This window comes from Paenibacillus sp. BIC5C1 (assembly GCF_032399705.1).
GTDB classification, from domain to species: domain Bacteria; phylum Bacillota; class Bacilli; order Paenibacillales; family Paenibacillaceae; genus Paenibacillus; species Paenibacillus taichungensis_A.
On record NZ_CP135922.1, the window covers coordinates 6,620,549 to 6,637,931 of the forward strand.

The 17,383-nt window shown below is 48.0% G+C and carries 14 protein-coding genes; 5 read left to right on the forward strand and 9 right to left on the reverse strand.

Annotated features, from left to right (window positions below; all coding sequences use genetic code 11):
- The first annotated feature begins 217 nt into the window (after positions 1–217).
- Together RS891_RS29640 and RS891_RS29645 are read left to right on the forward strand one after the other, a co-directional pair.
- Entirely contained in the window at positions 218–961 is a 744-nt protein-coding gene (locus RS891_RS29640; protein ID WP_315793904.1) for a thioredoxin-like domain-containing protein, read from the forward strand.
- Between the two features lie 274 nt (positions 962–1,235).
- Positions 1,236–2,954 (forward strand): methyl-accepting chemotaxis protein, encoded by a 1,719-nt coding sequence (locus RS891_RS29645; RefSeq protein WP_113053024.1) that lies wholly within the window; start codon positions 1,236–1,238, stop codon positions 2,952–2,954.
- 157 nt (positions 2,955–3,111) lie between these two features.
- Here RS891_RS29645 and RS891_RS29650 read toward each other — a convergent pair whose 3' ends face one another.
- Together RS891_RS29650 and RS891_RS29655 are read right to left on the reverse strand one after the other, a co-directional pair.
- The gene (locus RS891_RS29650) at positions 3,112–4,065 is read right to left on the reverse strand and encodes a nucleoside hydrolase (RefSeq protein WP_063567354.1); all 954 of its coding nucleotides are present in this window, start codon (positions 4,063–4,065) and stop codon (positions 3,112–3,114) included.
- 278 nt (positions 4,066–4,343) lie between these two features.
- Entirely contained in the window at positions 4,344–6,575 is a 2,232-nt protein-coding gene (locus RS891_RS29655; RefSeq protein ID WP_315793905.1) for an MMPL family transporter, read from the reverse strand.
- Between the two features lie 180 nt (positions 6,576–6,755).
- Between RS891_RS29655 and RS891_RS29660 the strand changes: the two genes are divergently transcribed.
- A complete protein-coding gene (locus RS891_RS29660; RefSeq protein WP_315793906.1) occupies positions 6,756–7,379 on the forward strand; it encodes a TetR/AcrR family transcriptional regulator in 624 nt (207 codons plus the stop codon).
- Here RS891_RS29660 and RS891_RS29665 read toward each other — a convergent pair.
- Positions 7,376–8,848 carry a MocR-like pyridoxine biosynthesis transcription factor PdxR gene (locus RS891_RS29665; protein WP_315793907.1) on the reverse strand — a complete coding sequence of 491 codons (1,473 nt, stop codon included), beginning with the start codon at positions 8,846–8,848 and terminating at the stop codon, positions 7,376–7,378. The two genes, RS891_RS29660 and RS891_RS29665, sit on opposite strands and share 4 nt — an antisense overlap.
- 112 nt (positions 8,849–8,960) lie before the next feature.
- Between RS891_RS29665 and RS891_RS29670 the strand changes: the two genes are divergently transcribed.
- Positions 8,961–9,542: a GNAT family N-acetyltransferase gene (locus RS891_RS29670; RefSeq protein WP_113053028.1), complete on the forward strand. Its 582-nt coding sequence runs from the start codon at positions 8,961–8,963 to the stop codon at positions 9,540–9,542.
- A 13-nt stretch (positions 9,543–9,555) separates the two neighbouring features.
- Here RS891_RS29670 and RS891_RS29675 read toward each other — a convergent pair whose 3' ends face one another.
- The gene (locus RS891_RS29675) at positions 9,556–10,767 is read right to left on the reverse strand and encodes a serpin family protein (protein ID WP_315793908.1); all 1,212 of its coding nucleotides are present in this window, start codon (positions 10,765–10,767) and stop codon (positions 9,556–9,558) included.
- Between the two features lie 287 nt (positions 10,768–11,054).
- Between RS891_RS29675 and RS891_RS29680 the strand changes: the two genes are divergently transcribed.
- Positions 11,055–11,645, forward strand: a complete 591-nt coding sequence (locus RS891_RS29680; protein WP_113053030.1) for a hypothetical protein — start codon at positions 11,055–11,057, stop codon at positions 11,643–11,645.
- Between the two features lie 162 nt (positions 11,646–11,807).
- On the opposite strand, the gene RS891_RS29685 is transcribed toward RS891_RS29680, so the two are convergent.
- The 5 genes from RS891_RS29685 to RS891_RS29705 all read right to left on the reverse strand — a co-directional run bounded on the left by RS891_RS29685 (position 11,808) and on the right by RS891_RS29705 (position 17,252).
- Positions 11,808–12,671: an IS3 family transposase gene (locus tag RS891_RS29685; protein WP_315796181.1), complete on the reverse strand. Its 864-nt coding sequence runs from the start codon at positions 12,669–12,671 to the stop codon at positions 11,808–11,810.
- Positions 12,668–12,988 carry a transposase gene (locus tag RS891_RS29690; protein ID WP_315793342.1) on the reverse strand — a complete coding sequence of 107 codons (321 nt, stop codon included), beginning with the start codon at positions 12,986–12,988 and terminating at the stop codon, positions 12,668–12,670. The genes RS891_RS29685 and RS891_RS29690 overlap by 4 nt, the downstream gene beginning before the upstream one ends.
- Before the next feature lie 120 nt (positions 12,989–13,108).
- Positions 13,109–14,989 (reverse strand): ABC transporter ATP-binding protein, encoded by a 1,881-nt coding sequence (locus tag RS891_RS29695; protein ID WP_315793909.1) that lies wholly within the window; start codon positions 14,987–14,989, stop codon positions 13,109–13,111.
- A complete protein-coding gene (locus RS891_RS29700; RefSeq protein WP_315793910.1) occupies positions 14,986–16,713 on the reverse strand; it encodes an ABC transporter ATP-binding protein in 1,728 nt (575 codons plus the stop codon). Before RS891_RS29700 ends, RS891_RS29695 begins: the two co-directional genes overlap by 4 nt.
- A complete protein-coding gene (locus RS891_RS29705) occupies positions 16,710–17,252 on the reverse strand; it encodes a MarR family winged helix-turn-helix transcriptional regulator (RefSeq protein WP_113053033.1) in 543 nt (180 codons plus the stop codon). Before RS891_RS29705 ends, RS891_RS29700 begins: the two co-directional genes overlap by 4 nt.
- Positions 17,253–17,383 lie beyond the last annotated feature (131 nt).

The following is a 17,383-nucleotide window of genomic DNA, read 5'->3' on the forward strand; positions in this document are numbered from 1 at the left end:
CAAGGAGGGTCTTCTTTTGTTTTCAACATCAACAGATTGCACTCGTTGTGCTCCATACACTATAATGTGTAGTGTAAAAGGTATGTCCTTTTTTACGTAAGGATATGAGGTGAGAAACCCTCTATGTTTATATAGGACCTGTACCATTGTCATTAACACTACATTATGTAGTGTATAGTTATCATTCATTTTATTAAGAAGGGTAGAGAAAATCGATATGGACATGAATATGAATCATATGCAAATGGAGCACGAGGCAGGCACATCCTACCTATGGCTTATCGTCGGTGCAATCGTTCTATTGCTCTCCATCGCAGCTTATATCTGGTCTGCACGCACCCAGAAGTCTGTACTTGCACATATGAAGAAGGATGAACGCGCTGTGATTAAAAAGAAAACCCGATCCATCCGCCTGGCTGCTCATGCACTACTGGGGGTGTCGATCATTGCGTTTAGTCTTTTCTTCATGCAGGGCGCACTTACCAAGTATGATGTTGCGGATCTGAATGCTGGTGCTGCGATTGACGTGACCGACGATAAATATTACGGAGCCGATCATACAGAAGAACCGATCCAATATGAGATGACCATCCCGACGTCAGGGCCTCATAACCCGCATGATATCAAGTTTGGATTTTACACCGATTTCCCCGGCTATCCATATCTGGTACATAATCTGGAACATGGGGATATCATCATTTATTATCGTGAGAACGCAAGTGATGAGTTGAAGGAGCATCTGAAATACCTTGCCAAGTTCCGCAAAGCTGGATCAGGTATCCTTGCTGTGCCGAGCAAGGACATCCCTGAGGGCAGTGAGGTCGTCGTGACGGCATGGACCAAAACGATGAAGCTGGACCAATTCGATGATGCCAAAGTAGGCACTTTTATTAATAAATATATTAATCAGGGACCAGAAAAGATCCCTGCCTCCATCCGCCAGGGTGGCGGGACGATGTAAAGCCCTCTTTGTAGTAACATCAGCAATTGGCTCCTGCAATCATGGGGAGTTCATGGGATGAGATATCCATTTATACGTTTCAAACAAGATAAGCTCCTGGATCTACTTGATCCGGGGGCTAATTCTTTATCATGCAGATGCCGATATTTTAAATAGAAATGAAATACATATACGTACGTTAGCAAAGAAGGAAACGTAGTTTTAGCAAGACGATTCATCCAACTTCAATATAAGAATTCATAGTCCTACATATCAAGGGGGAGCATTTCTACTAATGAACAGTTTGTTTATGCGTATCTTTTTATTTTTTTCCTGTCTGATGCTGGCGGCAGGAGCCGTTCTTGGCATTACCATGTATCGCTCATCCGCACAGTTGGTTGAACAATCGATGGGTATGCAGGCACAGGCTGTTGCCGAACGAGCAGCACAATCCATTGACACCTCCCTGTATGCGCCACTCAGTACAGGACGGGATCAAACCGAGTATTACGATACCTTGCGCGAACAACTCAGCCAGCTTCGCCAGGCCAATGGGTTGAAGTATCTATACACGCTTGGTAAGCGTGAAGAGAACGGAGCCTCATCGTATTATTACGTGGTGGATGGAGCTGCTCCAGATGTAGAAGAGGATGATTTCTCGCCTTACGGGTCGCCTGAAGAAAATCAATATGCAGGGATGCTGCAAGCCTTTGCACAAAACGAACCTTTCCGGGGCGATCTGACCCAGGATGAATACGGAGCAACGATTACAGCCTATGTACCAATTCATGGGGCTAACGGGGAACTGCTTGGTCTGGTTGGCGCCGATCTTGACTCCACTGCCGTCTACGAGTTGATGACACGCAATCGGATGACCATGATCTGGACTGCTCTTGCCATCGTATTACTCAGCGTACTGCTGGTCTATGGATTTGCGCATTATTTGACCCGTCCTCTGGTGAAACTGAAGAAAATCATTGCTGAGGTGGGCAAAGGTGATCTGACTGTCAATGTCGAGCTTGGACGCAAGGATGAGGTTGGGCAGCTTGCTTCGGAGTTCAAACATCTGGTCACGGATACAAGAGATGTCATGACAGGTATCCGTAAAAGCTCCGATTCCCTGCTGCAAGCAGCCGAAGGGGTATCCAGACACTCGCAGGCGACAGCGGAAGCCAGCCAGCGCATTGCTGAGCACACAGACCACACAGCCAAAGGCGCTGCGGAGCAGGTTGCACGGGCAGGTGAAGTCACTGTAGCAATGGAGGAGATTACACGCAGCATGCAGCATATTGCGAATTCATCTTCCATGGTGGCTGATGTATCCGAGGAGACAACCCACAACGCGATACAGGGCCAGACCAACATCAACACAGCAATTGACCGCATGGACAAGATTCATCAGGCCAACGCTCAGATGGAAGCATCCACCTCCCAGCTCGCGCAATACTCCAGCAAAATTGAATCGGTAGCCCACATGATGAAGGGTATTGCTTCCCAGACTAGTCTGCTGGCATTGAATGCAAGCATTGAAGCTGCTCGTGCCGGGGAACATGGCAGCGGATTCGCCGTAGTTGCTTCCGAGGTTCGAAAGCTTGCGGGGGAATCAGAGCAATCGTCCCAACATGTGACTGAACTGATCGCCGAAATGACGCGCCAGACTGCCGTTTTATCTTCGCATATGTCAGCCAGTACCTCAGAAGTTCAGGCTGGTCTTGCTGTTGTTCAGGAAGCAGGACGTTCGTTCACATCCATTCATTCCGGCATTGAGACGATGAATGAACGTCTGCACGAAGTGTCCGCCGCTTCCGAGCAGCTCTCTGCCAGTGCCGAAGAGGTATCCGCCTCCGTTGAGGATATGGAACATATCTCGCGTAAGTCCTCTTCCAGTATTCAGGAGGTTTCCGCTGCAACTGACGGGCAGCTGCAATCGATGGATGAGATGAGTACTTCCGCGGAATCCCTTCGTGTGTTGTCCAGTGAATTGAATGGGTTGATAAGCCGATTCAAAATTTAAATCCGATTGCAGATGGGAAATCCATGGAGCCCACCGGATGAATACAAAAAAGCCGCAAGGCAGGGAACGGACATGGGAATTATCCCATTCCTGTTCACTCTGCCTGCGGCTTTTTATTGTTGTACCTTAATGGAGGCTGGCCTCGCAGCTGCCTGAATTAATAACGCTGCGGAGCAGCTTTTTTGCCCAAATCCGTCATGTATGTGAAGAACGCTTCCGGATCGGTATCATACACGAGTTGTACCGGACGTCCGTCTGCTTGTTCCACCGTACGGCCTTGGCTTGGACCATCCGGGATAACAATACAGTTCACCGTTTTCTTCTTCACGATGTCCTCACGTCCAACGGAAGCCGTAGTCAACACATCCCACAGATAGTACGTGGAATTCGTTTCACTGTACACCAGTGGCGGACATCCTGCATAACAGTTACCCAAGAAGTCAACGCCTTCAAAGCGACGCTCTGCAGCCCAACGGTTACGTACAGCAGGTGTCAGAGGTACTTTGTTCGTGCTTTCCAAGGCTACCAGATCAATCTGGATACCGCTCTGCCATACACGGTAAGCCGCCTCCGGGTCCCAGAATACGTTCCATTCTGCTGTACCATCATGCTCAGGCTCTTCAACGTTCCCTCTTTCGAACGTACCACCCATCCACACAAGCTTGTCGATTTTCTCTTCAATGTCTGGTGCTTCGTCGAGTGCACGCGCGAGGTCAGTCAGCGGTCCTGTGAACAGGAGCAGCGTTTTGCCTTCGGTGTTGCGCACTTTCTCAATCAGATGCTGGTGAGCCGGAACAGCAGACAAAGGAGCTTCCATTTTGCCGGATTCGTTCAGTACTGGAAGTGCATCTACATAGAAGGAGTGTAATCTCCACGCCGCAGGAAACGGATTCTTCCCTCTGGAGTTGGATTTCGCTACCTCTACGGAATATGTGCCGAAGCGATCGATAATTTTACGGCTGGCATCTGTGGCTGGCTCCAGATATCCGTCTGCCGGAATAACCGATACACCGGTTACATTTACATTGTCCATTTGCAGAAGCATGAACAGCGATACGAGGTCATCTACGCCGCCGTCATGGTTAAAATACACATTAAGTTGGTTCGTCATGCTTGTTTTCATCCTTCCCCCTGGTTGTCCCATTGATGTTCATCCCATCCGTCTGCCTGAGGCTGACGTTACCTCTATTATGTCCCAAAACCCTTGGCCACGTAAACCTTCCTTGTACAAAGAAAATAGCGGGCAAATCTGTTTCTGCGGATATTTTACAGTTCCTCCATTCCATCTCAGCATTTGCTCGGATCAACCTGCATTTCAATATGAAAATGGGTGAAAAAAGGACAGCAGGTTTGAGGTTCCCACTGTCCTTGTCTGAATCTATCCATTGATTACATGGATTGTTTTTGTTTCTCTTTGTCTTTCTCTGCAACAGGCACATACTTGCCTGGCCAGAAAGCCCATTTGCCCAGCAACGTTGTAATGGCTGGCACCATGAACGGTCGAACAAGGAACGTATCGAGCAAGACACCCGCAGCCGTGATAATACCGAACTGCACCAGCACCTGTATCGGCAGTGTTGCCAGTACGGCAAACGTACCTGCGAGAATCAGACCTGCGGAAGTAATAACAGATCCGGTTTCACCCACACCTTCCTTGATCGCTTGGCGAAGTGGCATCGTTTTGCGTTTTTGCCAGATGCTTGAAATCATGAAGATGTTGTAGTCCTCACCTAGCGCCACAAGGAATACGAAGGAGTATAGCGGAATCGCTCCCTGAATGGCGTCTGCTCCCAGCCCATAGTGAATAATGAGCCATCCCAAGCCCAATGCAGAGAAGTAGGATAGTACTACTGTTGCGATCAGATACGCCGTCGCTACGACGGAACGCAGGTATAACAGCAGCAGCAATGTGATCATCCCGATTACCACTGGGATAATGATGCTTGCATCCCGCTCTCCGGTGACTTCGATATCATACTGTTCAGCCGTCTGACCGTCGATCCAGACATGGCTGTCCACACTTGTTATTCCAGCATCTTTCAGTGCCTGTTCAGCCGTTGCCCGCAGATCCGGGATATGCTGCATCGCCTCCATGGAATATGGATTCAGATTGAATTCCACATCGTAAGCGGTGATGTTGGCATTCTCAGCACCCTGCTGCGCTTCACCTACCTTGCTTACGTAATCCAGCGATTCCAGACGTTGTTTCAGATCTGTCTCGCTGCCTTCGGTATCAATAATCACTTTCGCCGGAGCGAGTTCACCTTCCGAGAACTGTTCTCCAATGACTTTGAAGCCTTCACGAGATGCAACATTCTCCGGGAAGGACGATAACAAGTCATACGTGAATTTAATTTGGCTAGAGAAAGTAGCCAGTCCACCCAACAACACCAGCGTAATCGCCAGTACTGTCCACGGTTTGGTTACTACTGTACGGCCAATCCAGCTTTCCTTGATTTTACGCGGAGCAGGCGCTGTTTTGCCTTTTTTCTTCGCACGTTCCACTTCCATATCGTGCGTACGCGGTACAAACGGGTAGAATGAACCCCGACCAAAGATCGCAAGCAATGCCGGAACCAGCGTCAGGCTCGCAATAAACATGATGAAGATGGATAAACTGAATGGTACGGCAAAACGGTGATAGGCACCGTACTCTGCGAACAACAGTACAAGCAATGCTGCAACGACTGTAAATCCACTCATGGCAATCGCACCAGATGATCCGGTAATCGCTTGGAAGAGTGCTTTCTTTTTATCCGGCTCATGATAGAGGATTTGACGGAATCTGGAGATCATGAACAGGCAATAGTCCGTTCCTGCACCGAACAACAGCACCGTCATAATGGAGATGGACTGCGCGTCTACTGTAATCCAGCCCTGATCCGCCATGAATCCAAGAATCGGACTGGTGACCATATAAGCGAACCCAACTGCAATAATTGGTATAATAGCCAGTACGGGCGAACGGTAGATCAACAGCAACAGCACGAGTACCAGCACAACGGTCGCAATCAGCAGCGATACATCTGCAGATGAGAACAATCCACTTGCATCAATGGATATCCCAACCGGACCTGTAACCCGTGCACTTAGTGCGCTGGCATCATCAATGGCAACATCAAATGGGTTGGAGCCAAAAATGTCTTTCGTTTTCTGCTCCAGCGCTGCAATGCCTTCCTTCAACTGTGAGGAATCAGCTTCCTGATTGAAAAAGAGCGGCATAACCAAGGTGCTTCCGTCTTCCGAAAGCTGACCTTTCAGAGCCTGTGGCGGCAACTGATATAGTGGAACTACAGATTGCTGCTGCTCAACCGGATCTTGATCCAGTCGCTCCGTTAACGCCTGAATGTTCTCAATCTGTTCATCCGTCAGCCCGCCGGCTTGACGCCATACGATGAGCGCGGGAACACCTTCGCCGCCGGGGAATTCTTTCTGGGCAACTGCTGCCGCCTGCACCGATGGCTTGGAATCACTCAGATCCTGCGCGTTATTCGTTTCACGATCACCTACAGCAGGCCATACCACACCAAGAACAACCGCGATGATGATCCATACCAACAGTGTAATCCATTTGCTTCGTTTGCCAGCAACCCAGCGGCCGTAGCCCGAACCTTCTTGCATTGTCTCTTCATCTCCCTATTTTGGTTCTATGAAGCCGTTTTTATGTGATAAATATAGAAATGAACCACGGGTCATAGTATAATTGACTTAATTATATATACCGGAAGGTTAATATTGCAAATACTAATTTTGTGAACACTTTTGTACAGCCAACATGAATAAGTAAAGAGGTATGCAATCATGAACAAAAAAACGAACCCTCCCCGCTCGCCGGGCAGGCCCAAAGCCGGTGCCGATCATGCATCAGCCCAGTCGAAAATACTGATGACCGCCTCGCGGCTTTTTATGGAACACGGGTATGAGCCCGTTTCTCTCCAGCAAATTGCCTCGCTATGCGGTGTGACCAAAGCATCGATCTATTATCATTTTTCCAGCAAACCGCAGCTATTCACCGTCGCCATCACCAGTATGATGGCCATGGGCATGCAGCAAACGGCTCTTCGTATGGATGCACCCGGTACATTACAAGAGCGGCTGGAAAAAGTTGCGGAAGGACGGATGCAACACTCCCACGTCGATACCGAGACCATGATGCGTGAAGCCATTACCTATTTGGATACAGATCAGTTGGCACAGATCCGTGAAGCCGAAGTCCGCATCTATGAAGTCCTCGCTATCCACTTCAAGCGGGAGATGGACAACGGTTATTTGCGATCTGCTGATCCGATGCTGCTTGCCCACGCGTTCACTTCCTTGCTGATGCTGGCAAACCGTGAAGGCGTACGCGACATGCATGCAACGATTACCGATTTGGCACGTGAGCTGGTCGCTTTATTTTTGGACGGATCCGCTCACAAGACTTAAAGCTCTCTCCAGACCTTTGCCAATGCGGCGATACCCGGTCCAATGCGTTCCGTCTCAATACCAGCAAACCCTATAATGAATTCCCTTTTGCCATCTGCTGGTTCACTCCCATCCGTCCACAGGTATTCTGTTGAACTAATCTGTATACCAGCGCTTAACGCCGCAGCCACCAGCTCCGCGGCTGTTTGTGTTGAATCAACTCTGAGCACTAGATGAAATCCGGCATTCTGACCCATTATCTCAACCTTTTCTCCGAAATAATGTCGAATTTCCTGAATGATCAAGTCATGTTTGCGTTTATAAACGTTACGCATTTTACGAATATGTTTACCCAATTCTCCCTCATGCATAAACACTTCCAACGTACGCTGATGAAGACGTGAAGCTGACTGTTCAAACAAAATCGTCTTGTACATCTCCCGAAAAGATACCATCAACTCCTTGGGAAGTACCATATAATGAACACACAGAGCAGGCGCGAGAACTTGGGAGAATCCGCCCATATAAATCACCCTGCTGCCCTCTAGCAAACCCTGCATGGAAGGAATAGGTCGTCCATGATATCGAAATTCGCCGTCATAATCATCCTCAATGATGTACGCCCCCGTTTGCTCCGCCCAGTCAAGTAAAGCCACTCTTCTGGCAATGGGCATGGTCATGCCCAGAGGAAATTGGTGCGAAGGTGAGACACTTATTATTTTCACTCCCAAACGATCCAGTTCTAATATATCTAATCCTGCATCATCTAGGGAGATTGGAACCACTTGATAACCATAATTTCGGAATGTGCCCGGCAGTAGCCGATAGCCCGGATTTTCTACGCCAATAGATTGTAGTCCATTCGCGTGAGTTAACGTCTGCACAAGCAAACACATTAACAAGTGCTGCTCTGCACCCAATACAACCTGCTCTGGAGAACAGTTTACGCCCCTGAATTGTCCAAGGTAATTAGCAATTTCACATCGCAGGCCCCACTCACCCTGTGGATCTCCGTAGAACAATAATTCCTCTGCCTCTTCGCGCCAGATACGGTTCGCATACTGGTGCCACTTGCCAAACGGGAACAGGCTGAAGTCATTGCGTGACATATGAAAATCAAATTCGATCACTTTTGTTGGACGAATCACATTTCGCTCTATTTTTCGTTCATGATGGTGGTGTTCATGAATTTGCATATCCTTTTGCTCGGTTCTCACCGGAATTTGAATTTCACTATAACGATCCGTGATGGGACGTACCCGATATCCTCTTCGCGGCTGACTGTATACATAACCTTCAGCAATTAATTGTTGGTATGCCCATTCTACCGGAGTTGTACTTATGCCCAGCATCTCGGCCAACTTGCGTACAGAAGGCAATTTGCTATGTTCCACCAGTTTCCTCTGAATGATTTCCCTTTTGATGTGATCCGAGAGCTGTACGTAGATTGGGATGCTTTCGTTTATCTCCAATTTCGGTAATTGATTCATGACTTCCACCTCATCTGTCCTGTTCAATTTGTCCAAACTGTATATTTGGAAGTATACAGTATTCAGCTATACTCATGGCATGACGATTTGAACTCACAGGAGGGAATAACCCATGTCTCAACCAACACCATCCCCACGCATCCCACGTCTGTTGGAAACGAAGCGCATCTATCTGCGTCCATTTGAATCGACTGACGTTGATACCTATTTTCCCGGGTTGTTTGACGCCGAGATGCGCAGACTCACCGGGACACAAAACAGCTTCACCCGCCCCCAAGTGGAGCGCTACATCGAAAACGCGTCCCAGGATGACTCACGCTTGATGCTGCTGATTGCCTTGCAGGAAAATGATCGGGTCATTGGAGAGATTGCCCTGATGGACATGCATACCAAAAATCGCAGTGGGCACATCCGGATCGCCATTGATCATATAGAGCATCAAGGAAAAGGCTATGGCAGCGAGGCATTGCTGCTTATGCTGGACTATGGTTTCGGCATCTGCAATCTGCACCGAATCGAGCTTGAAGTGTATGCCTTCAATCAGCGTGCGATTCGTACGTATGAGAAGCTCGGATTTCAGCGCGAAGGTGTGCGGCGAGATGCCTTGTATTACAATCATCAATATCACGATGCCATTCAGATGAGCATGCTCGAAAATGAATTTCGAGAGCGGCATGTCAGTAGACTTGGATAACGAAGACTACGTACTACCGGGAGGGAATCTCTTCTGGTTGGTTTACGTTTCCGGCAAATAACCATGCTTCAGTGGATTTATCAACTACAGCGACCATAAATGGACGATTCACATCCATCCTCACCGGATCAGTTGGTGGAGCACTTCCAGCCTGCATCTCTACCAGCGTTGAAGCTGCAGCTACAGTCCCTTGCTCGCTCACCTCCATCACCGCACGATGCAGTACCTGACCAATGTATGCTTGCAAGTTCGGCCCGGGAGAAATCATTTCCGTGAAATTAGCGGCATAAGGGTCAAAGGCCATTTCCATCCCCATCAGTTGGAACGTCTCTTTCAGGTTCATGCCATACTCCGCACGAAAACGTGGCAAGGACAGCTCAACTAACCTGTATTCGGAGCCGCGATCAAGCCGTTTTGGGTCATCCAGCAACTGCTGCTGAATCTCATCCAGCGTACGTCCCTCTCGCGGCAAAAAGACCAGCAGATGCATCTGGCCATCTCCGTAAGGCAGTCTAACCGCCTGCCAATCCTCATTCTCCGAGTATTGGAACTGCTTCTTTTGATGCATCATCCGCACAGATAGTGCCTTTCCATTTGCCAACTTGAATTCTTCGTCCGTCGTGTACTCTGGGTCAAACTCATCCATCCAGTTACCATCAAATGCGATGGCATTCACCAGAATTATCAGGGCTTCCTTTTCAGGCGGCTCCTGCATCAAGTTTGGAATCATACCTTCGGTGTGCTGCTTCACCCATTGATTGATCTCTTCCTTTGCTTGTGCTGGTTGTCCATTGAGTGTCCTAATCTCGGCTTCATACGATTGCTGTACCGTTGTTTGGTACGTTTCCTGTACCGGGATTCCGTCCTTCACCCACATGGAGTTCGCAATACCGATCTGTATCCCTTTTCCCGAATGGGTCAACAACTGCTGCAAAGCCGCTTGAGAAGCATTCACTTGCTCCATTTCTATCCCCGACCAGCCCATGACCTCTGCCATCTCTCGCCTAGTCTCACCCACGCTGCCGTTATATGCCATGCCAATTGCCGCCGTAATACTGTAAGGAGAAATCAACAGATTATTCCCATCGGCTTTCTCTTTTGCTCCCATCTGTTGAAGAATGTGCAGTCCCACGGTGTTCATGGATTGGATTGTTTCGGGTTCAATCTCTTTCAGAGCCGTATTTCGTTCTGACTCGGATAGCTCCTGATTCGAATTGGAATTCATCTGGTTCGGTTCCCCCTTTGCTGAACAGCTCGTAATGATCAGCCCACTTATACAGCATAATAACAGTAACGCTCCTAACCTTGCATGCATCTTAATCCCCCTTCATCCGTAATACTCAGATACCGTCATAGCAATTCACTGATTTCCTTTTTTTACTAGACGTACGGTTGAGAAAAAAGGTTACTTTACACTCATATGCCAAGGTCACCAATTTCTACTGTAATAAACACCATTCAAAACGAGTCAAAACGGTTATATCTATACCATAACGAATGGAGGGATTGCCTATGATTCCGGCAACGTTGGAACAATTGGAGCAAGTTCGCAAGGAATGCCGCACCATGGTCAAAAAAAGAGCCACCGCTTCCGCCGGTACAACACTCGTTCCTCTTCCAGGTACAGACGTCCTGGCCGATGTGGGAATGCTCATGCAGCTACTGCCTGCCATTAACAATAAATTCGGATTATCGCAAAAGCAGCTCGACGGTATGGACCCTGAGACCAAATCCATGATCTACGGATTCGTCATGTCCATCGGAAGTAAAGTCATTGGACGTATGGTAACCAAAGAACTGGTGGTACAGGTGCTGAAAAGAGTCGGGGTACGCGTAGCTACCAAATCAGTCGCCAAATTTGTCCCTTTTGCAGGTCAGGGATTGGCAGCCGCGCTCAGCTTCACGGCCATGCGGTATGTCGGCAATAAACATGTCGAGGACTGTTATGAGGTCGTAAAACGCATGATTGAGCAGCGTGAATTAGTACCGGGCGAGCCGGCACCTTCTGCGCTTGAGGAGACAAATGAAGATCCGAAGCTGGAAGTAAAGACGTCATCCGACAACTACGCAGATGTACCTGCGAAGAAGTCTGAAGATCAGTAATTAAATGAGGCAGATGATTCGTTATAGCAAAGTTAGGGCACCATCGCTGGCATCTTACAATGCATAGCATGATAAACTCCCTCTTGCCCTGAATCGCACACATTCACAAATAAAAAGCCGGGATCATGGTCTTACCCCTGTCAAGTAGACAGATAAAAAAAGCTATGCTGCCAGTGCGCATCGATATTCAATCGGTGCGCGCTGTTTGAGTTTGGCTTGAAAGCGTCGGTAGTTGTAATTGTACATATAATCTTCCACGGCTTGTCGAATCTCTACTTCTGAATTACACTGGTTAAGGTACAGCTTCTCTGTCTTGAGATGCGAAAAGAAGGATTCGATGCATGCGTTATCTAGGCAGGTTGCTTTGCGAGAGTGGCTGCCCTTCACGCCGAATGCTTCTAATCGTGTGTTGTACGCCTGAGACGTGTATTGGAAGCCCTGATCCGAATGGAGCACGGCTTCTGAAACGTCTCTTTTTTGTGTCCATTGTTCCACCGTATCCAATACGAGCTGAACATCGTTCCGTTTAGACAACTGCCAAGCTACAATCTCATTGTTGAACAGGTCTTGAATCACGGACAGGTAAACAAATGTACTTCCATTCGGAATATAGGTAATATCCGTCACCATTTTTTGCTGGGGTGCTGTCGCATGAAACTGGCGCTTCAGGCGATTCGGATAAATCACAGATGGCGTATAGCTGGACTTCTTCCGCTTCTTACGAATTACCGATTGGATCGATAGTTCCCGCATGATTCGCCATACTTTCTTGTGATTAACGTTCAGACCAGCCTCCCACAACGCCGTTGTCATGCGAGGATAACCAAACTCTCGGTTTGCAAAATGAATAGCCATCATGTGTTCTTTGATCTCACGCTCACGGTCTTGTCTTGCGTCTCGCTGCGGCTGTGTTGCTCGCCATTTGTAGTAACTGGAACGGGGTATTCCTGTAATCGATAATAGGCGTGTAATGCCATGCGAGCAGCGCAATTCGTCTATGATATCGTAGTTCTCCCGTTGGCTCAGCGCTTCTCCTTTACTAGATTTGGATACCGCTTTTTTAAATAATCCACCTGTGCTTGAAGGTAATCCCGTTCTTCTTCTACACTGCTAAAGGCAGTACGAGGACGTCCTTTCATTGGATTCGGAACATTGTTTTTTCGCTCATCAAACACTTCCCCGTTTTTCCATTTTTTTACCCACACCTTCAGTTGTGAACAGTTTCGAATTCCTTCGCGATCAGCGACCACTTTGTAACTTGAAGAACCTTCGACATAGGATCTAACTGCATTCAATTTAAACTCTTCGGTATACGTCTGAAATGTTTGTCCTTTTTTGGCCATAAAAATATCCCCTCCAAGTGTCACTTGAACCCTCATGATAACATGAAGGTTTTTTTAAGTGTCTACTTAAAGGGGATAATACCACCCGGCTTTTTATTACTATTTCACCATAAACTGCGATCAGATCGCCTGTGGCTGTTGCTCCGTAAACTGACTGTTGTACAGATCCGCATAGAAACCTTGTTTCTCCATCAGTTCCTCATGATTACCCTGCTCAATCACGTTACCATGATCCATAACAAGAATCAGGTCGGCTCCGCGTATGGTGGATAATCTGTGGGCAATGACAAAGCTGGTGCGATCTTTCATCAGATCATTCATCGCTTTCTGGATGAACACTTCGGTCCGAGTATCCACGCTACTCGTTGCCTCATCCAGAATCAGAATAGCCGGATTCGCGAGAATGGCTCTCGCAATCGTCAGCAATTGCTTCTGCCCCTGTGAAATGTTCGAGGCTTCTTCATTCAGCACCGTGTCATATCCATCAGGCAAGGTACGAATGAAGTGATCGGCATGGGCCGCATCGGCTGCCTTGATGACTTCCTCTTCCGTTGCCCCTTCTCGGCCATAGGCGATGTTGTCACGGATCGTCCCGTTGAACAGCCATGTGTCCTGAAGTACCATCCCAAACAGGCTGCGCAGCTTGCCGCGTTCCATGTCCACGATATTAACGCCGTCAATCGTAATTTGGCCGTCCTGAATTTCATAGAAACGCATCAGGAGGTTGATTAGCGTTGTTTTACCCGCTCCAGTCGGCCCAACAATGGCCACCGTCTGCCCCGGTTTTACATCAATATTCATATTATGAATGAGTAACTCATCCGCTTTATATCCAAAATTCACACCATGGAATGCAACGGCACCCTGTGGATACTGCAATTGTACTGGTTTCGAAGACTCTGGAACCTCTTCCTCTTCATCCAGCAATTCAAATACCCGCTCCGCCGAAGCGATAGTGGACTGAATGATATTCGAGATGTTGGCAATCTGGTTAATCGGCTGAGTGAACTGACGGGAGTACTGTGTGAATGCAAGGATATCCCCGATGGAGATGGCACCACGTGTAACAAAGATCCCGCCGACCACGCAGATCAGCACATAACCAAGGTTACCTACAAACGTCATCAGTGGCATGATAATACCTGAGATAAACTGGGCTTTCCAACCGGATTCATACAGCTCTTCGTTCACTTTTTCGAACTGTTCTACCGAATGTTCTTCCCGTCCAAAGGCTTTAACCACCTTGTGTCCGGTGTACATTTCTTCGACATGGCCGTTCAATTCACCAAGTGATTTCTGCTGGCCTGCAAAGTGTTTTTGCGAACGGGATGCCACCAGCATAACTACTACCACGCTTAATGGCAGTGTCAAAATGGTAATGAGGGTCATCCATGGACTAATGGTCAACATCATGATGATAACCCCGACAATGGTAACGACAGACGTAATGAACTGCGCCAAACTTTGCTGGAGCGTATTACTGATGTTGTCCACATCGTTTGTCGCCCGGCTTAATGTTTCACCGTGGGTACGGGAGTCAAAATATTTCAGCGGCAGCCGTCCAACCTTGGCACTGATCTGCTCACGCATATCATATACAACTCGTTGAGCAACACCAGCCATCAAGTATTGCTGAATGTACATGAACGCTGCACTAAACAGATACAGTCCTCCAAGCAGATACAAAACCTTCATCAAGGCAGGAAAATCAATCCCGGCCCCCTGCACACCCTGAAGGATGGCAATGGCGCCTTTACTGAGAATATCCGTACCTTCCGCCATTACCTTAGGACTGATAATGCTGAACACAGTACTTAGAATCGCAGCGACCAGCACACCCAGCAATCTATAGCTGTGGGGCTGAAGATAACGCATCAAACGCCGCAGTGTACCTTTGAAATCCTTCGCTTTCTCCACGGGAGCCCGCATGCCCATTCCGCCTCCGGGATGTCCCGGCCCGCCAGGGGGACGAGGTGACTTGCGTTCTGTACGTTCACTCATGCGATCTCCTCCTCTGTCAGCTGGGAGGATACAATCTCGCGATACACTTCATTGTGCTCCAGCAGCTCTTTATGTGTTCCCGAACCAACAATTTGTCCCTCATCCATAACCAGAATGCGATCCGCATCCATAACCGTACTTACACGCTGAGCTACGATTAACACTGCTGCTTCAGTCGTTTCGGACTTCAGGGCAGCACGAAGCTTGGCATCGGTTTTGAAATCGAGAGCCGAGAAGCTGTCGTCAAAAATATATACTTCCGGACGGCGAACCAGTGCGCGTGCAATGGACAAACGCTGCTTCTGTCCACCGGAAACGTTGTTACCTCCCTGCGCAATAACGCTGTCGTAACCGTCTTTCATCTCCGTGATGAAGTTCTCTGCCTGAGCCGTTTGAGCGGCTCGAACAATCTCCTCCATCGTGGCGTCATCCTTCCCGTGGCGGATATTCTCCGCGATCGTTCCGGTGAAAAGGACCGCTTTTTGCGGTACAAATCCGATTTTGGCCCGCAGATCTTCCTGCCGCAGCTCACGGACATCTGTTCCATTTACCCGTACACTGCCCTCCGTCACATCATAGAAACGTGGAATGAGACTGAGCAATGTGGATTTCCCAGAGCCCGTACCTCCAATAATGGCTGTGGTTTCACCCGGACGTGCCGTAAATGAAATGCCTGACAATGCAGCATTCTCTGCACCTGGATAACGGAATGTCACGTTATCGAATTCAATCGTACCTTGCAGCGATTTCATATGACTAGGCTGCTCTGGATTGCTAAGATCCGGATGCATATCCAATACTTCGTTGATCCGTTCTGCCGAAGCCGAAGCTCTTGGAATCATGACAAAGATAATGGAGACCATAATGAGGGAGAACATGATCTGCATCGCATACTGAATAAAGGCAATCAGTGAACCAATATTCATATTTCCACTATCGATACGCTGTCCACCGAAATAAAGGATGGCTATCATTGAAAAGTTCATAACCAGCATCATCACAGGCATTAATGTTGCCATGAGCACATTCACTTTAATGGAAACGTCTCTTAGATCCGTATTGGCTCCATTAAAACGAACACGCTCATGTTCCCCACGATTAAAGGAACGAACCACGCGAATCCCTGTTAGTTGCTCACGCAGAACCAGATTGAGTCGGTCGAGTTTTTTCTGAATTTGTTTGAACAAAGGCAGACCTTTCGCACCAATCAGGGCGATAGCCCCAGCCAGCACAGGCAGGACAACTAAGAAAATGGTCGATAATTTGGCATCCTGGGATACCGCCATGAAGATACCACCGATACACATCATCGGGGCCATAACCATCATGCGCAGCATCATCGTTAATACGTTCTGAACCTGCGTAATATCATTTGTGGTACGGGTAATCAGCGAGGCTGTACCCAATTTATCAAATTCCTGCAGCGAAAAGTTCTCCACATGGCGGAACACTCTGCTGCGTAGCTGTTTGGCAAATCCACCCGCTGTACGGGAGGAGAGATAACTGGCTGTTACAGAACAGGCCGTGCCTGCCACAGCAATTAACAGCATCCAGCCACCAATTTGCCAGATGTATGGAACATCTCCTTTTACTATGCCGCCATTAACGATGTCCGCCATCAGGGTTGGCAAATACAGTTCAGCTAACGACTGTAACAGCACCAGACCCAATATGAAGAAAATGGGGACTCGGTAAGGCTTAAGCATGCGAAACAATTTCATCATGGCTTATCATCTCCTTGTGTGGACGCATCCATCTGTTGGGAAACCTTTGTATCGAAAAAGGTGTACACCTTGGTCAACAACTCCGCTAATTGAAGACTGTCTTCCTCACCCAGATGCTCAACGAGCTTATTGAATATCTCCATGCGCTCCTGATGTGCAGCACGAATAATATCACGGCCTGCTTCGGTAATGGTGATGCGGACTGCGCGACGATCCTCCGGGTCCATGGTTCGTTCAACCAGACCTTCGTCTTCAAGCCCCCGAATGACAGGAGTAATCGTTGGCGATTTTACACGCAACAAAGCACTAATTTCCGATACTTTCAGTCCTGGGTGTTTTGAATGCAGCGTGTCATTGAAATTAGGAGGATTATCCTGCCAATTCAATCGTTCTCCCGGATGCATGCCGTGGAGCAAACACCCCAAAACCATAATTTCATTGTGATTACGCCCATGCGGTTTATGTTGCCTCCATTTGCCTTTATTAAACTGCATAATGGAGTACAAAAGCTTCTGGGCAACCGGATCTATGCCAGTCATTATTGTCCCCCCCTTATTCACATTATCATTCCATAGAAATCCAACACCGTAGGACATCTATTAAATAGCATTCCAATTAAATAGCGAATCAATTAATTAGGTGTACTAAGTATATTCCTGCAAAAGTTGAA